Genomic DNA, 15,805 nt, shown 5'->3' on the forward strand with positions numbered 1-15,805 from the left:
GGTGTCGTCCGGCCCGGCCGCGCGGGCGGCGCTACGCTCGCGAGCAGCACACCCCGCGCCCCGTGGCTGCGCCGCGGCAGGGGTGCGCCCGCACCCGACGCACCCCCGGAGGAGCACGCATGACGGCGACGGCACGACCCCACACCGCGGTCCTGGGCGGCGGGGTGATGGGCGAGGCCCTGGTCTCCGCGCTGCTCACGGCGGGCTGGACGGCCGACGACGTCGACGTGACGGAGCGCAGCGCGGCGCGGGCCATGGAGCTGTCCGGGCGGTACGGCGTGCGCGCGGCGGACCCGAACCGCAAGGCCGTGAAGGGTGCGGACCTGGTGCTGGTGGCGGTGAAGCCGCAGGTGGTGCCGGAGGTGCTGGCGGAGATCGCCCCGGCGCTGCGTCCGGGGACGCTGGTGGTGTCGGTGGCGGCGGGTGTCCCGGTGGCGGTGTACGAGGCGGCGCTGCCGGAGGGCACCCCGGTGGTGCGGGTGATGCCGAACACCCCGGCGCTGGTCGGCAAGGGCGCGAGCGGGATCGCCCCGGGCTCGCACGCGACGGACGAGCACCTGGCGCTGGTCGAGGAGGCGCTCGCGGCCACCGGTCTGGTGGTGCGGGTGGCGGAGAAGGACCTGGACGCGGTGACGGCGATCTCGGGCTCGGGTCCGGCGTACGCGTTCTACCTGATCGACGCGATGGCGGAGGCGGGGGTGCTGCTGGGGTTGACGCGGGACCTGGCGACGCGCCTGGCGGTGGCGACGGTGGAGGGCTCGGCGGCGCTGGCGGCGCAGACCGGTGACCACCCCGTGGTGCTGCGGGAGCGGGTGTCGTCGCCGGGCGGCACGACGGTGGCGGGCGTGGCGGCCCTGGACGCGCACGGGGTGCGCGCGGGCGTGGTCGCGGCGGCACGGGCGGCGTACGACCGGTCCCGCGCCCTCGGCGCGGCCGCCCGGCCCACGCCGACGGCCGAACCCGGCCCGGCGCGGGACGAGTAGGGGGTGCCGGTGCCCGCCCCGGTGCGCCCGCCGGCGATGAGCGACGTCGCCGTGCTGGCGGGGGTGTCGCACCAGACGGTGTCGCGGGTGCTGAACGACCACCCGAGCGTGCGTCCGGAGACGCGCGAGCGGGTGCTGGCGGCGATCGCGGAGCTCGGTTACCGGCGCAACAGCGCGGCGCGGGCGCTGGTGACGCGCCGGTCGGGAGCGCTGGGGGTGGTGGCGACCTCGTCGGCGCACCACGGTCCGGCGAGCACGCTGCTGGGGCTCGAGCGGGCGGCACGGGAGGTCGGGTACTTCCTGAGCGTCGCGACGATCGACCGGTTCGACGCGGGGACGCTGCGCGGGGCGCTGGACCACTTCCTGGACCAGGCGGTCGAGGGGATCGCGGTGATCGCGCCGCAGGTGGACGTGGCGGACGCGCTGGCGGAGTTCGCGGCGCCGGTGCCGGTCGTGACGGTGACGTCGGGCGGCGTGGTGGCGGGCGCGGGTGCGGGCCGGGTGGTGTCGGTCGGTGTGGACCAGCGTGCGGGTGCGCGGGACGCGACGCGGCACCTGCTGGACCTGGGGCACCGGGAGGTGCTGCACCTGGCGGGTCCGCAGGACTGGTTCGACGCGCGGGAGCGCCTGGCGGGCTGGCGGGAGGCGGACGCGGGCGCGCCGGACCCGGTGGTGGTCGACTGGGAGGCGGAGTCCGGGTACCGCGAGGGGCTGCGGCTGGTGGACGCGGGGTTGCCGTCGGCGGTGCTGGCGGCGAACGACCAGGTGGCGCTGGGCCTGCTGCGGGCGTTCTGGGAGCGGGGCGTGCGGGTGCCGGACGACGTGTCGGTGGTGGGCTTCGACGACGTCGCGGGCTCGGCGTTCTTCGTGCCGCCGCTGACGACGGTGCGGCAGGACTTCCCGGCCCTGGGCCGGTCGGCGATCGACGCGCTGGTGCGGGTGATCGGGGGCGAGGAGGTGGCGCCGACGCTGCTGCCGGCGTCGCTGGTGGTGCGAGGGAGCAGCGGGGTGCCGCGCTGACCTGCGCGGCTTCCTCCCGCACCATGTGAGCGCTAACATCGAAGCAGGGCGACGGTCGGCCGACCGTCACCGGAGGTACCACACCGCCGGGGCGACGCGGACCCGCGGTGGCGACGGGACGGAGCGGTGCGATGACGCAGGACCAGCACGAGGGCGTGCGGGCGGCCCTCGCCGAGGGGCGCACGTCCCTCGGCATCGAGCTCGGCTCGACCCGGATCAAGGCCTGCCTGATCGGGCCGGACCACGCGCCGGTCGCCACGGGCAGCCACGAGTGGGAGAACGAGCTCGTCGACGGCGTGTGGACGTACTCCCTCGACGCCGTGTGGGCGGGGCTGCAGGCCGCGTACGCGGCGCTGCTGGACGACGCCGAGCAGCGGCACGGGGTGCGCCCGACGACGGTGGGTGCGCTCGGCGTCTCGGCGATGATGCACGGCTACCTGCCGTTCGACGCCGAGGGCACGCTGCTGACCCCGTTCCGCACCTGGCGGAACACCTCGACCGGCCGCGCCGCCGGCGAGCTCTCGGACCTGCTGGGCTTCAACATCCCGCTGCGCTGGTCCGTCGCGCACTACCACCAGGCCGTGCTGGACGACGAGCCGCACGTGCCGCAGGTCGACTTCGTGACGACCCTGGCCGGGTACGTGCACTGGCGCCTGACCGGCCGGAAGGTCCTCGGCGTGGGCGACGCGTCGGGCATGTTCCCGATCGACCCGGCGACCCGCGACTACGACGCCGCGATGCTCGACCGCTACGACGCGCACGTCGCCGCCCACCGCCCGGGCACCCACCTGCGCGACCTGCTGCCGCAGGTGCTGCCCGCCGGCGCGGACGCCGGCCACCTCACCGAGGAGGGCGCGGCCCTGCTCGACCCGACGGGCACCCTGCGCGCGGGCGTCCCGGTGTGCCCGCCCGAGGGCGACGCGGGGACCGGCATGGTGGCGACGAACTCCGTCGCCCCGCGCACCGGCAACGTCAGCGCGGGCACGTCGATCTTCGCGATGGTCGTGCTGGAGAAGCCGCTGACGAGCGTGCACCACGAGCTCGACGTGGTCACGACGCCCGCCGGCGACCTGGTCGCGATGGTGCACTGCAACAACGGCGCCTCCGAGCTGAACGCCTGGGCGGGCCTGTTCGGCGAGTTCGCGACCGCGCTCGGCGCCCCCGCGGCGCCCGACGACGTGTTCGGCGCGCTGTTCCGCGCGGCGCTCGAGGGCGACGCGGACGGCGGCGGCCTGCTCGCGTACAACTACCTGTCCGGCGAGCCGATCACCGGACTGGACGAGGGCCGCCCGCTGGTGGTGCGCACCCCGGACTCCCGCCTGACGCTCGCGAACTTCATGCGGACGCAGCTGCTGTCGGCGTTCGGCACGCTCAGCCTCGGCATGCACGTGCTGCACGGCGAGGGCGTCGCCATCGACGCGATGTTCGCGCACGGCGGCATGTTCAAGACCGCCGGGGTGGCGCAGCGGCTGCTGGCCGCCGCGATCGACGCCCCCGTGGCCGTCGGCGCCACCGCCGCGGAGGGCGGGGCGTGGGGCATCGCGGTGCTCGCCGCCTACCTGGACGCGGCGGGCGAGCAGGACCTCCCGACGTACCTGGCTGAGCGCGTGTTCGCCGACGCCCCGACAGACGTCGTCGCCCCCGACGCGGCCGACGTCGCCGGGTACGAGCGGTTCCTGGACCGCTACCGCGCGGGCCTCGCGGTCGAGCGCGCCGCCACCGAGAACGTCTGACCCCCCGACCGGAAGGACCCCTGAGATGACCCGGACCCTGGCCGACTACTCGGCCGCGGTGCAGGAGGCGGTCGCGCGCACCCGCGAGGTGGTCGCGACCCTGCACGCCGAGCTGCCCCGGTGGGAGCTGATCGTCTGGACGGCGGGCAACGTGTCGCAGCGCGTCGTCGTGTCGCCGGACGGCGTCCCGTCGGCGGACGACCTGCTCGTCATCAAGCCGTCCGGCGTGACGTACGACGAGCTCACGCCCGAGTCGATGGTGGTGTGCGACCTCGACGGCACGCTGGTCGACGGCACCCGCAGCCCGTCCTCGGACACCGCGGCGCACGCGTACGTGTACACGCACCTGCCGCACGTCGGCGGCGTCGTGCACACGCACTCGACGTACGCGACGGCCTGGGCGGCGCGCGCCGAGCCGGTGCCGTGCGTGCTGACGATGATGGCCGACGAGTTCGGCGGGGACATCCCGATCGGGCCGTTCGCGCTGATCGGCGACGACTCGATCGGCCGCGGGATCGTCGAGACCCTGCGGGACTCCCGCAGCCCCGCGGTGCTGATGCGCAACCACGGCCCGTTCACCATCGGCAAGGACGCCAAGGCGGCGGTCAAGGCCGCCGTGATGGTCGAGGAGGTCGCGCGCACGGTGCACATCTCCCGCCAGCTGGGCGAGCCGCACCGCATCCCGCAGGCGGACGTCGACTCGCTGTACGCCCGGTACCAGAACGTCTACGGCCAGGGCACCGCTGCCCCGGCCACCACCCCGAAGGAGCAGGACGCATGACGAAGCCGTACGCCGACCGCGAGGTCTGGTTCTTCACCGGCAGCCAGGACCTGTACGGCGAGGAGACCCTCCGCCAGGTCGCCGAGCAGTCGCAGGAGGTCGCGCGCCTGCTCGACTCCGCGTCCGACGTGCCGGTCAGCATCGTGTGGAAGCCGGTGCTCAAGGACTCCGCGTCGATCCGCCGCGCGATGCTGGACGCGAACTCCGACGACCGGGTGCTGGGCGTCATCACCTGGATGCACACGTTCAGCCCGGCGAAGATGTGGATCGCGGGCCTGGACGCGCTGCGCAAGCCGCTGCTGCACCTGCACACGCAGGCCGGGGTCGAGCTGCCGTGGGACAGCATCGACATGGACTTCATGAACCTCAACCAGGCCGCGCACGGCGACCGCGAGTACGCGTACATCGCGACCCGTCTGGGCGTCGCCCGCACGACCGTCGTCGGCCACGCGTCGAACCCGGCCGTGGCGAAGCGGGTCGGCACCTGGGCCCGCGCGGCCGCGGGCTGGGCGGCGACGCACGAGCTCACCCTCGCGCGGTTCGGCGACAACATGCGCAACGTCGCGGTCACCGAGGGCGACAAGACCGAGGCGGAGCTCCGGTTCGGCGTCACGGTCAACACGTGGGGCGTGAACGAGCTCGTCGCCGCGGTGGACGCCGTCGCCGACGCGGACGTGGACACCCTGGTCGCGGAGTACGGGGACCTGTACGACGTCGTGCCCGAGCTGCGGCGCGGCGGGGAGCGCCACGAGTCGCTGCGGTACGCCGCGCGCCAGGAGATCGCCCTGGAGACGTTCCTGACGTCCGTGGGCGCCAAGGCGTTCACCACGAACTTCGAGGACCTGGGCGCGCTGCGCCAGCTGCCGGGCATCGCGGTGCAGCGGCTGATGGCCAAGGGCTACGGGTTCGGCGCCGAGGGCGACTGGAAGACCGCCGTCCTGGTGCGTGCGGCCAAGGTGATGGGCGAGGGGCTGCCCGGCGGCGCCTCGCTCATGGAGGACTACACCTACGACCTGACGCCGGGCGCGGAGAAGATCCTCGGCGCGCACATGCTGGAGATCTGCCCCTCCCTGACCACGTCGAAGCCGAAGGTGGAGATCCACCCGCTCGGCATCGGCGGCAAGGAGGACCCGGTCCGCATGGTCTTCGACGCCGACCCCGGCGTGGGCGTCGTGGTGTCCATGGCGGACATGCGGGACCGGTTCCGGCTGACCGCGAACGTGGTGGACATCGTGCCGCCGACGCACGCGCTGCCGAACCTGCCCGTGGCCCGCGCGGTGTGGGAGCCCCGCCCGGACTTCGCCACCTCGGCGGAGGCCTGGCTGACGGCGGGCGGCGCGCACCACACGGTCATGTCGACCGGTGCGGGCATCGAGGCGTTCGAGATCTTCGCGGACATCGCCGGGACCGAGCTCCTCGTCATCGACGAGGACACCACCCGCCGCGGCTTCCGCGACCAGGTGCGCTGGAACCAGGTGTACTACCGGCTCGCGCAGGGCCTCTGACCCTCCGGCGCGACGGAGCGGACGGCCCGCCACCCCTCGGGGGTGGCGGGCCGTCGCCGTCCCCGGCCGCGTCCGCCGCACGGGACCGCCGGGAGAGGCCAGCCTTCGTCGGGGATCGTGACCAGATCGTGATCTGACGCGCGGGTGGTGCGCCACGGGTCGTTGTGACGGGGCTACTGGTGCGTCACGGCGGTCGTGCCCGACGGTCGGTCCCGGTTGTGCCGGAGCAATCCCCGAGGCGTGCCGCGGGCGCCGCGGCGGGGCCCGGGACACGCGGGCGGCGACGCGCCGGACCTGGGACCTCGGGCACCCGGGGCGCCGGAAAGGGCTTCCTACGGTGGGCCGATCCTCTCCGCCCCCCGAGAGAAGGCACCGATGAGCACGAACGCCCCCGCGCCCCTCGCCGAGCGCACCCCCGCGGCCGGACGACGCGTCCTGCACGACTGGAACCCCGAGGACCCTGACCGCTGGGACCCCCGCACCGCCTGGTCCACGCTCTGGGTCACCACGCTCAACCTCACCCTCGCGTTCGTCATCTGGTACCTGCCCGGCGCGCTCGTGCCCTCGCTGGGCACGCTCACCGGGTGGGACCTCAGCGAGAGCCAGTCCTACTGGCTCCTCGCGATGCCCGGGCTCACCGGCGGAGCGCTGCGCCTGGTCTGGATGCTGCTCCCACCGCTGATGGGCACCCGGCGGATGCTCGTGCTGTCCAGCGCGCTCATGCTCATCCCGTTCGCCGGGTGGGCCTGGGTGGTGACGCTGCCCAGCCAGCCGTCGTACGGGCTGCTCGTCGCGCTGGCGCTGGCCGCCGGGCTCGGCGGCGGTGTGTTCTCCGGCTACATGCCGTCCACCTCGTACTTCTTCCCCAAGCGGAAGCAGGGCACCGCGCTCGCGCTGCAGGCCGGGCTCGGCAACTTCGGCGTCTCGGTCGTGCAGCTCGTCGTGCCGTGGACCATCGGGTTCTCGATGTTCGGCCTCGCCGGCCAGATCTCCGTGGCGGACGACGGCACGCGATCCACCCTCTGGCTGCAGAACCCCGGCCTGGTCTTCCTGCCGTTCGGCGTCGTGGGCCTGGTGCTCGCCTGGACCGTGCTCCGGTCGGTGCCCGTGCGGTCCAACATCCGCCAGCAGCTCGACATCTTCGGCAACAAGCACACCTGGGTGATGACGGTGCTCTACGTCATGACGTTCGGGATGTTCTCCGGCCTGGCCGGCACGTTCGGCATGCTGCTGCGCACGCAGTTCGGGGCGGGGACGCTGACGTGGGTGTTCCTGGGCGCGTTCGTCGGGTCGCTCGCCCGGATCTGCTGGGGGCCGCTGTGCGACCGGTTCGGCGGCGGCGTGTGGACCGTGGTGTCGGGAGTGGGGATGTCGGCGAGCGCCGTGCTCGTCCTGTGGGGTCAGCTCACGGCGGACGGTGACCCGAGCTTCGCGGTCTTCATGACCGGCATGGTGCTGATCTTCTTCTTCGCGGGGATCGGGAACGCCTCGACGTTCAAGCAGATGCCGACGATCTTCCCGGCCCGGCAGGCGGGCGGGGTCATCGGGTGGACGGCGGCCATCGCGGCGTTCGGCCCGTTCCTGTTCTCGATGGCGTTCAACTACCTGTCGCGCCCGGTCGTGTTCGGCGGCGTCGCCGCGTACGCGCTCGGCTGCGCCGTCCTCGCCTGGTACTTCTACGCCCGGCCCGGCGCGGAGGCCCGCAGTTGACCGGCGGGTCCCGGTGCCGCCAGGTGCACGGTGCTGCGCCGCCCGACCGGTCCCGACGTCGCGCTGGTGACGCGCAGGGAGGAGCCCGCGGCCTCCAGCACCCCGTCCACCAGGCCGCGCTCGAGCGCCGCCACGGCCTGCGGGTCCCGCGCGGAGACGTGCAGCAGCGGGCAGTGGTGCAGGACCAGCCGGACCGTCCCGTCGTCGCCGTCGGGCAGGCGCTCGGGGGCGAACCACAGCGCGTCGAGCTTGGCCACCAGCCGGTCCACCGGGTCGTCACCCGTCGTCGGGCCGGCGCAGGCGGCGACGGCCCGCCCCCAGCCCCTCCCGACCGCGTCGAGGTGGAGCGCCGACTCCGGCGCGGACGCGAGCAGCGTGCTCACCAGCGACTCCGCGAGCAGCCGGAAGCCCTGCGCCCGCTCGTGCGCCTGGTTGGGCAGCACCCCGCGGTACAGGACGCGGGGGCGACCGGGTGCGCCTCCGGTGTCCCGGGTCCGGACCGCCAGACCGGCGTCCGCGAGCGCCTCCAGGTGGGCGCGCGCCGAGCTCAGGGCGACGCCGAGCCGCTCGGCGACGGCCGCGACCGGCAGCGGCGTGGGGGAGTCGCGCAGCAGCTGGATGACGTGCGTACGCCGGCCGCCGTGGTCGCCCCGGCCCGTCGTGCCGTCGAAGCCGGCGAGCGCGCCCGGCCCGGCGTCGGGCACCGCCCTCGTCCCCACCACCGTCCCACCGTCCCGTCCGTCCGCGAGGAGCACCGATGACCGCCGACCCGCTGTCCCCGCTCGTGCGCACGCTGCTCGAGGCGCGTGGTCGTCTGCCGGGCGCGGAGGTCCTGGCCGGCGACCACGCGGTCATCCGCACCGACGCTAGCGAGGGCGACGCCCCCTACCGGGACCGGTGGTCGCACGACAAGGTGGTCCGCTCCACCCACGGCGTGAACTGCACGGGGTCGTGCGCGTGGGACGTGTACGTGACGGACGGCCTGATCACCTGGGAGCACCAGGGCACCGACTACCCGACGACGGGCCCGGACTCCCCGGAGTACGAGCCCCGCGGCTGCCCGCGCGGTGCGTCGTTCAGCTGGTACACCTACTCACCGGGACGAGTGCGGTACCCGTACGTCCGCGGGGTCCTGCTCGAGATGTACCTCGACGCCCGGTGCCGCACCGGCGACCCGGTGGCGGCCTGGGCGGAGATCGTCGAGTCGCCCCTGAAGGCGACGCTGTACAAGCGCGCCCGCGGCACCGGGGGGTTCGTCCGCGCGGACTGGGACCTGGCCGTGGAGATCCAGGCGGCCGCGCACGTCCACACGATCAAGACCTACGGTCCCGACCGGTGCGTGGGCTTCACCCCGATCCCCGCGATGTCGATGGCGTCGTTCGCCGCCGGCACCCGGTTCCTGTCCCTGATCGGCGGCACCCTGCTGTCGTTCTACGACTGGTACGCGGACCTGCCGCCGGCCAGCCCTCAGGTGTGGGGCGACCAGACCGACGTCCCGGAGTCCGCCGACTGGTGGAACTCGGGGTACCTGATCCTCTGGGGCTCGAACGTCCCGGTCACGCGGACCCCCGACGCCCACTTCCTCGCCGAGGTCCGTTACAAGGGCGCCAAGGTCGTCGCGGTCAGCCCCGACTACGCCGAGAACGTCACCTTCGCCGACGACTGGCTCGCCCCCGCCCCCGGGACCGACGGGGCGCTCGCGCAGGCGATGGGTCACGTCCTGCTCACGGAGTTCTTCCGCGACCGCCAGGTGCCGTACTTCGAGCAGTACGTCCGCCGGTTCACGGACGCGCCCTTCCTGGTGGCGCTCGAGGAGACGGCGGAGCCCGGCGTGCTGCGGCCCGGCAAGTTCGTCACCGCGGAGGACGTGCCGCAGGTCGAGGGCGCCCTCGGCGAGCACCCCGCGTTCCGGCCGGTGCTGCTCGACGCCCGGACCGACCGGGTGGTGGTCCCGCCCGGAACGCTCGCCGACCGCTGGGCCCCCGAGGGCCTGGGCCGCTGGAACCTCGACCTCGCGGACGTCGAGCCCGTGACCACGCTGCACGGCGCGACGCACGACGGCGCCCCCGCGCAGGGCGTGGCCGTCGCGCTGCCGCGGTTCGACGCCGGCGACACCGAGGGCGGCGCGTCGATCACCCGCGGCGTGCCCGCGGTGCGGGTCGGTGGCCGGCTGGTCACCACCGTGCTCGACCTGCTGATGGCGCGGTACGGGGTGCCGCGCCCGGGCCTGCCCGGCACGTGGCCGACGGGGTACGACGACGCCGACGACCCCAGCACCCCCGGGTGGCAGGCCGCGATCACGGGCGTGCCCGTCGAGCAGTGCGTCCGCATCGCCCGCGAGTTCACGCGGAACGCCGAGGTGACCGAGGGCCGGTCGATGATCCTCATGGGCGCGGGCACCAACCACTGGTTCCACTCCGACACCATCTACCGCACGTTCCTCACGCTGCTCACGCTCACCGGCTGCCAGGGCGTCAACGGGGGCGGGTGGGCGCACTACGTGGGGCAGGAGAAGGCCCGGCCGGTCACCGGTCAGCAGCACATGTCGTTCGCGCTCGACTGGCAGCGGCCGACCCGGCACATGACCAGCACGTCGTTCTGGTACGTCGCGACCGACCAGTGGCGGTACGAGGGCTTCGGCACCGACGAGCTCGCCAGCCCGGTCGGGCGCGGCACCGCGGGGTCGCCGATGCCGCGCAGCACGATGGACTGCCTGGTCCAGGCGTCCCGGCTGGGGTGGACGCCCTCGCACCCGGGGTTCGACCGCAACCCGCTCGACCTGTGCGACGAGGCCGCCGCGGCCGGCCGGTCGGTGCCGGACCACGTCGTCGGCGAGCTCACCTCCGGCCGCCTGCGGTTCGCGGTGCAGGATCCCGACGCCCCGGCCAACGTCCCCCGGGTGCTGACCACGTGGCGAGCCAACCTCGTGGGCAACTCCGCGAAGGGCAACGAGTACTTCATCAAGCACCTGCTCGGCGCCTCGCACGCGCTCCGGCACACCGAGATGCCGCCCGAGCGCCGCCCGTCCGACGTGGTCTGGCGGGACGAGGCACCCGAGGGCAAGCTCGACCTGCTCACCAACATCGACTTCCGGATGACCTCGTCCTCGCTGTTCGCGGACATCGTGCTGCCGGCCGCCACCTGGTACGAGAAGCAGGACATCTCCACCACGGACATGCACCCCTACGTGCACGCCCTCAACGCGGCCATCGCCCCGCCGTGGCAGGCCCGCTCCGACCACGAGGCGTTCCTGCTCCTGGCGGACAAGGTCGCCGAGCTCGCCGAGCACCACCTCGGGACGCGGACCGACGTGATCGCCGCACCGCTGACCACCGACACCCCGGACGAGCTCGCGCAGCCGCACGGTGTCGTCCGCGACTGGGCCGCGGGGGAGTGCGAGCCCGTCCCCGGCCTGACGATGCCCCGGCTGGTCGTCATCGAGCGGGACTACACGGCGATCGGCCAGAAGATGCGGGCGGTCGGGCCGCTGATCAGCACGCTCGGGACCACGGTGAAGGGCGTCACGGTGATCCCCGAGGAGGCGGTCGAGCACCTGGGCCGCGCCAACGGGCTCGTCACCGAGGGGGTGGCCGCCGGGCGGCCGCGCCTCGACACCGCGGCGCACCTGTGCGAGGCCATCCTGGCGCTGTCCGGCACCACCAACGGGACGGTGTCGCTCGCCGGGTTCGAGCGGCTGCAGGAGCGGGTCGGTCGACCCCTGGCCGACCTCGCGGAGGAGAACGCCGGTCGGCGGGTGACCTTCGCGGACACGCTGCGCGGTCCCCAGCCCGTCTTCACCAGCTACGAGTGGTCGGGCTCGGAGCACGGGGGCCGTCGCTACTCACCGTTCGTCATCAACGTCGAGCGGGACAAGCCCTGGCACACGCTCACCGGGCGGCAGCACTTCTACCTGGACCACGACTGGCTGGCCGAGCTGGGCGAGCAGCTGCCGGTCTACCGGCCGCCCCTCGACATGGCCCGGCACTTCGGCGACCCCGCCGACGCCGCCGGCCGGCACGAGGCGCAGGTGACGGTGCGGTACCTCACCCCGCACTCGAAGTGGTCGATCCACTCCCAGTTCCAGGACAACCCGTACATGCTCGCGCTCTCGCGGGGCGGCCCGACGATCTGGCTGTCCGTGGCGGACGCCGAGGCCGCCGGCATCGCCGACAACGACTGGATCGAGGGCGTGAACCGCAACGGCGTCGTCGTCGCGCGGGCCGTGGTGAGCCACCGGATGCCCACCGGGACGGCGTACATGTACCACTCCAAGGACCGGAACATCGACGTGCCCCGCGCCGAGGCGTCCGGCATCCGCGGCGGCACGCACAACGCCCTGACCGCGATCCTGCTGAAGCCGACGCACCTGCTCGGCGGGTACGCCCAGCTGACCTACGCCTTCAACTACTACGGCCCGACCGGCAACCAGCGGGACGAGCTCACCGTGGTGCGCCGCCGCTCCCAGGAGGTGCAGTACTGATGCGCGTGATGGCCCAGGTCGCCATGGTGATGAACCTCGACAAGTGCCTCGGGTGCCACACCTGCTCGGTCACCTGCAAGCAGACGTGGACGAACCGCGACGGGGTCGAGTACGCGTGGTTCAACAACGTCGAGACCCGGCCGGGTCTCGGCTACCCGCGGGGCCACGAGGACCAGGAGCGGTGGCGCGGGGGGTGGGAGCTGGACGGCCGGGGGCGGCTGCGGCTGCGGTCCGGAGGACGGCTCCGGCGGCTCGCCCACCTGTTCGCCAACCCGGACCTGCCGACGCTCGACGACTACTACGAGCCCGCGACCTACGACTTCGACACGCTGGTCACGGCACCCGCGGACGAGTCCCGCATCCCGGTCGCCCGCCCGCGCTCGGCGCTCACGGGCGAGCCCATGGCGGTGACCGCCGGGCCGAACTGGGACGACGACCTGGCCGGGTCGCCGGTGCACGCCGCCGCGGACCCGGTGCTCGCCGCGATGACCGAGCAGGTGCGGCTGTCGTTCGAGGACACCTTCATGTTCCACCTGCCGCGGATCTGCGAGCACTGCCTCAACCCCGCGTGCGTCTCGGCCTGCCCGTCGTCGGCGATGTACAAGCGGGTCGAGGACGGGATCGTCCTGGTCGACCAGGACGCGTGCCGGGGGTGGCGGATGTGCGTGTCCGCCTGCCCCTACAAGAAGGTGTACCTCAACCACCGCACGGGCAAGGCCGAGAAGTGCACGTTCTGCTTCCCCCGGATCGAGGCGGGGCTGCCCACGGTGTGCGCCGAGACCTGCGTCGGGCGGCTGCGGTACCTCGGCCTGCTGCTCTACGACGCCGACCGGGTCGCCGAGGCGGCGGCCGTGCCGGCCCCGGCGGACCTGCTGGACGCGCAGCGCTCGCTGCTGCTGGACCCGTCGGACCCCGAGGTCGTCGCGGCGGCCCGGCGGTCCGGGATCGCGGAGGACTGGATCGACGCCGCCCGGCGGTCGCCGGTGTGGGACCTGATCGCCCGGTACCAGGTCGCGCTGCCCCTGCACCCCGAGTACCGCACGCTGCCGATGGTCTGGTACGTCCCCCCGCTGTCGCCGGTGCTCGACGCCACCGGCGCGCGCGGCGGCGACGACGCGGACGCCGACGACGTGTTCCACACCATCACCGGGCTGCGGATCCCGATGGAGTACCTGGCGGGCCTGTTCACCGCCGGCGACACCGACCGGGTCGCCGGGGTGCTGCTGCGGCTGGCCGCGATGCGCGCGCACATGCGACGGCGCTCGGTGGACGGCTCGGCGGACCCCGCGCTGCTCGAGCGGGTGGGGATGTCGGCCGAGGACGTCGAGGCGATGTACCGGCTGCTGGCCGTCGCCAAGGCGGCGGACCGCCACGTCGTCCCCGCCGCGCACACCGAGCGCGCGGCGGAGCTGGCGTCGTGGGCGTCGGGCTGCTCGCTGGACGGGCCCGGCGGCCCGGGCATGTCCCCGACCGCCAGCCGCGGCGGCGTCGTGCCGCTCACCCTGCGACGACGGCGACCCCGATGACGGGCCTGCTGCGACCGGTGCGGCGCTCGCGGCGCCGGGACCTCGTGGCCGTCCCCGCCCGGGCCGACGTGCTCGCGCTCGCCGCCCTCCTGCTGGCCTACCCGGACGACGAGCACCTCGCGGTCCGGGACGACCTGGGCACCGCGGTGGCGGCCCTGCCGGAGTCCGCCGCGGCGGGGCACCTGCGCGGGTTCCTCGACGCGACCGCCGGCTGGTCCGAGGCCCGCCTGCGGCGGCACCACGTGGAGACGTTCGACCTGCGCCGGTCGACCTCGCCCTACCTGACCTACTACCTGCACGGCGACACCCGGCGGCGGGGAGCCGCCCTGCTCGGGCTGAAGCAGACCTACCGGGCCGGTGGCTTCGTCCCGCCGGAGGACGAGCTGCCGGACCACCTGCCGATCGTGCTCGAGTTCGCCGCGCAGGCGGGACCCGGTGCGGGCGAGGCCGCGCTGCGCACCCACCGCGCGGGCTTCGAGGTGCTGCGGGCCGAGCTCGCGCGCCGCGAGTCGCCCTACCGCCACGTCCTCGACGCGGTGGCGGCGGTGCTCGGACCCGCCGGCGAGCGGGTGCACGAGCGGGCGCGGGCGATCATCCGGGCGGGACCGCCCCGGGACGACGTCGGGCTGGGGGCGCCGCTGCCCGGGTACGGGAGCGCCACCCCGTCGGGCACGCCGTACCCCCCGACCACGTGCGGCAGCACCTCGCACGCCCTCGGCCACCCCGACCGGCAGCGGGTCGCGCCGGTGGCCCTGGGGCTGCCCGCCGCACCCGGAGCCCCGAGCGCGACCCCCGCCGCCCGACCGGAAGGACCCTGACCGTGCGCGACACCCTGCTGTACGTCGTCCTGCCCTACGTCTGCCTGACCGTCTTCCTCGTCGGGCACGTCTGGCGCTACCGGACCGACCAGCTCGGCTGGACGACCCGGACCAGCCAGGTCTTCGAGAGGCGCTGGCTGGCCTGGGGCTCGCCCCTGTTCCACGTCGGTGCGCTGCTGGTCGTCCTCGGCCACGCCGCCGGCCTGCTGGTGCCGCAGTCCTGGACCCGGGCCGTCGGCATCTCCGACCACGCCTACCACGTGGTCGCGGTGGCGGGCGGTGCGGTCGCCGGGACGGTGCTGTGCGCGGGCCTGGCGATCCTGCTGCTGCGCCGGTTCGTGTTCTCGCACCGGGTCCGGCTGGTGACGACGCGGATGGACCGGGTGCTGTACGCCCTGCTGACGGCGGAGGTCGTCATCGGGATGTGGCAGACGGTCGGCGTCAACGTCCTCGGTGCCGGGTACGAGTACCGGGGCACGATCGCGGTGTGGTTCCGCGGCCTGTTCGTGCTGCAGCCGGACGCCGCGCTGATGGCGTCGGCCCCCGCGGTCTACCAGTGGCACGCCGTGCTGGCCTGCCTCCTGCTGGCGGTGTGGCCCTTCACGCGCCTGGTGCACGTGTGGTCGGTGCCGATCGGGTACCTGCGCCGACCGTTCGTCGTCTACCGCCGGCGCCCCGCGCGCAGCGGGGTGGCGTGATGAGCGAGCGGGAGCGGTGGTGCGCGGCGGCGGTCGCCGAGCTGGACCTGCCACCCCAGGTGCTGGCCGCCGTGGCCGACCCGGTCCTGGACCTGGTGCGCGAGGTCGCGCACGGGGTCGACCGGCCGTCGGCGCCCCTCACGGCGTTCCTCGTCGGCCTGTCGGCCGGGTCCGCGGTCGGCTCGGCCGCGAGCAGCGACGCGGACGTCCTGGTGGCGGCGGTGCTGGAGCGGGTCGCGCTCGCGCGGTCGGCGGCGGCGGGCTGGGAGCGCGACGGGTGAGGCGTCACGACGCCGCGTGGGCCCGGGCCTGGTCCAGGTCCGCCGGGTCGTCGACGTCCAGGCCCTCGTGTGCCGACACCGGGACCGGGACGACCGTCAGCCCGTCGGTGACGGACCGGACCCGGTCGCCCGGGCGCACCGCGGCGAGCCGGGCGCCGACCGCGCTGCGCCGGTAGGCGCCGAGCAAGGGCTGGAGCCGCCCGTCCGGGGTGCGGGCGAGGGCGGCGTCCGCGTCCGGGTCGGCCGCCAGGGCGGCGAGCAGCCGCGGCA

12 protein-coding genes and 1 pseudogene are annotated in these 15,805 nt (G+C 74.5%); 11 read left to right on the plus strand and 2 right to left on the minus strand.

Features of this window, described 5'->3' with window-relative positions; all coding sequences use genetic code 11:
* Window positions 1–119: 119 nt before the first annotated feature.
* The 6 genes from proC (at window position 120) to EBM89_RS10780 (ending at window position 7,732) form a co-directional block, all read left to right on the plus strand.
* Complete coding sequence (gene proC, locus EBM89_RS10755) at window positions 120–983, plus strand: pyrroline-5-carboxylate reductase (RefSeq protein ID WP_122149434.1); 864 nt, start codon at window positions 120–122, stop codon at window positions 981–983.
* A gap of 3 nt (window positions 984–986) precedes the next feature.
* The gene (locus tag EBM89_RS10760) at window positions 987–2,003 is read left to right on the plus strand and encodes a LacI family DNA-binding transcriptional regulator (RefSeq protein ID WP_369408645.1); all 1,017 of its coding nucleotides are present in this window, start codon (window positions 987–989) and stop codon (window positions 2,001–2,003) included.
* A 131-nt stretch (window positions 2,004–2,134) separates the two neighbouring features.
* Complete coding sequence (locus EBM89_RS10765) at window positions 2,135–3,736, plus strand: xylulokinase (protein ID WP_122149435.1); 1,602 nt, start codon at window positions 2,135–2,137, stop codon at window positions 3,734–3,736.
* Between the two features lie 25 nt (window positions 3,737–3,761).
* A complete protein-coding gene (locus EBM89_RS10770) occupies window positions 3,762–4,517 on the plus strand; it encodes an L-ribulose-5-phosphate 4-epimerase (protein ID WP_122149436.1) in 756 nt (251 codons plus the stop codon).
* On the plus strand, window positions 4,514–6,022 hold the full coding sequence (araA, locus tag EBM89_RS10775; protein ID WP_122149437.1) for an L-arabinose isomerase: 1,509 nt from the start codon (window positions 4,514–4,516) through the stop codon (window positions 6,020–6,022). The genes EBM89_RS10770 and araA overlap by 4 nt, the downstream gene beginning before the upstream one ends.
* A 375-nt stretch (window positions 6,023–6,397) precedes the next feature.
* Window positions 6,398–7,732, plus strand: coding sequence for an MFS transporter (locus tag EBM89_RS10780; RefSeq protein WP_122149438.1), 1,335 nt, complete (start codon window positions 6,398–6,400; stop codon window positions 7,730–7,732).
* Here EBM89_RS10780 and EBM89_RS10785 read toward each other — a convergent pair.
* Complete coding sequence (locus EBM89_RS10785; protein ID WP_158609641.1) at window positions 7,699–8,454, minus strand: helix-turn-helix transcriptional regulator; 756 nt, start codon at window positions 8,452–8,454, stop codon at window positions 7,699–7,701. The two genes, EBM89_RS10780 and EBM89_RS10785, sit on opposite strands and share 34 nt — an antisense overlap.
* A 35-nt stretch (window positions 8,455–8,489) precedes the next feature.
* Between EBM89_RS10785 and EBM89_RS10790 the strand changes: the two genes are divergently transcribed.
* The 5 genes from EBM89_RS10790 to EBM89_RS21825 are packed head-to-tail and all read left to right on the plus strand — an operon-like array spanning window position 8,490 to window position 15,535.
* The gene (locus tag EBM89_RS10790; RefSeq protein ID WP_122149440.1) at window positions 8,490–12,212 is read left to right on the plus strand and encodes a nitrate reductase subunit alpha; all 3,723 of its coding nucleotides are present in this window, start codon (window positions 8,490–8,492) and stop codon (window positions 12,210–12,212) included.
* Window positions 12,212–13,738, plus strand: coding sequence for a nitrate reductase subunit beta (gene narH / locus EBM89_RS10795; protein WP_122149441.1), 1,527 nt, complete (start codon window positions 12,212–12,214; stop codon window positions 13,736–13,738). The genes EBM89_RS10790 and narH overlap by 1 nt, the downstream gene beginning before the upstream one ends.
* On the plus strand, window positions 13,735–14,556 hold the full coding sequence (gene narJ / locus EBM89_RS10800) for a nitrate reductase molybdenum cofactor assembly chaperone (protein ID WP_122149442.1): 822 nt from the start codon (window positions 13,735–13,737) through the stop codon (window positions 14,554–14,556). Before narH ends, narJ begins: the two co-directional genes overlap by 4 nt.
* A 2-nt stretch (window positions 14,557–14,558) precedes the next feature.
* Complete coding sequence (narI, locus tag EBM89_RS10805; protein ID WP_122149443.1) at window positions 14,559–15,254, plus strand: respiratory nitrate reductase subunit gamma; 696 nt, start codon at window positions 14,559–14,561, stop codon at window positions 15,252–15,254.
* Window positions 15,254–15,535, plus strand: coding sequence for a DUF6457 domain-containing protein (locus EBM89_RS21825; protein ID WP_199732067.1), 282 nt, complete (start codon window positions 15,254–15,256; stop codon window positions 15,533–15,535). Before narI ends, EBM89_RS21825 begins: the two co-directional genes overlap by 1 nt.
* A 4-nt stretch (window positions 15,536–15,539) precedes the next feature.
* Here EBM89_RS21825 and EBM89_RS21240 read toward each other — a convergent pair.
* A pseudogene (locus tag EBM89_RS21240) lies at window positions 15,540–15,805 on the minus strand (hypothetical protein); the annotation flags it as partial.

The organism is Cellulomonas triticagri, from assembly GCF_003696205.1.
Taxonomy (GTDB): domain Bacteria; phylum Actinomycetota; class Actinomycetes; order Actinomycetales; family Cellulomonadaceae; genus Cellulomonas; species Cellulomonas triticagri.

Excerpts from the sequence above, each read along its gene's own strand:
- EBM89_RS10765 (WP_122149435.1), top strand. The coding sequence starts at position 2,135 with ATGACGCAGGACCAGCACGAGGGCGTGCGGGCGGCCCTCGCCGAGGGG.
- narJ (WP_122149442.1), top strand. The coding sequence starts at position 13,735 with ATGACGGGCCTGCTGCGACCGGTGCGGCGCTCGCGGCGCCGGGACCTC.
- EBM89_RS10780 (WP_122149438.1), top strand. The coding sequence starts at position 6,398 with ATGAGCACGAACGCCCCCGCGCCCCTCGCCGAGCGCACCCCCGCGGCC.
- EBM89_RS21825 (WP_199732067.1), top strand. The coding sequence starts at position 15,254 with ATGAGCGAGCGGGAGCGGTGGTGCGCGGCGGCGGTCGCCGAGCTGGAC.
- EBM89_RS10790 (WP_122149440.1), top strand. The coding sequence starts at position 8,490 with ATGACCGCCGACCCGCTGTCCCCGCTCGTGCGCACGCTGCTCGAGGCG.
- araA (WP_122149437.1), top strand. The coding sequence starts at position 4,514 with ATGACGAAGCCGTACGCCGACCGCGAGGTCTGGTTCTTCACCGGCAGC.
- proC (WP_122149434.1), top strand. The coding sequence starts at position 120 with ATGACGGCGACGGCACGACCCCACACCGCGGTCCTGGGCGGCGGGGTG.
- EBM89_RS10770 (WP_122149436.1), top strand. The coding sequence starts at position 3,762 with ATGACCCGGACCCTGGCCGACTACTCGGCCGCGGTGCAGGAGGCGGTC.
- narH (WP_122149441.1), top strand. The coding sequence starts at position 12,212 with ATGCGCGTGATGGCCCAGGTCGCCATGGTGATGAACCTCGACAAGTGC.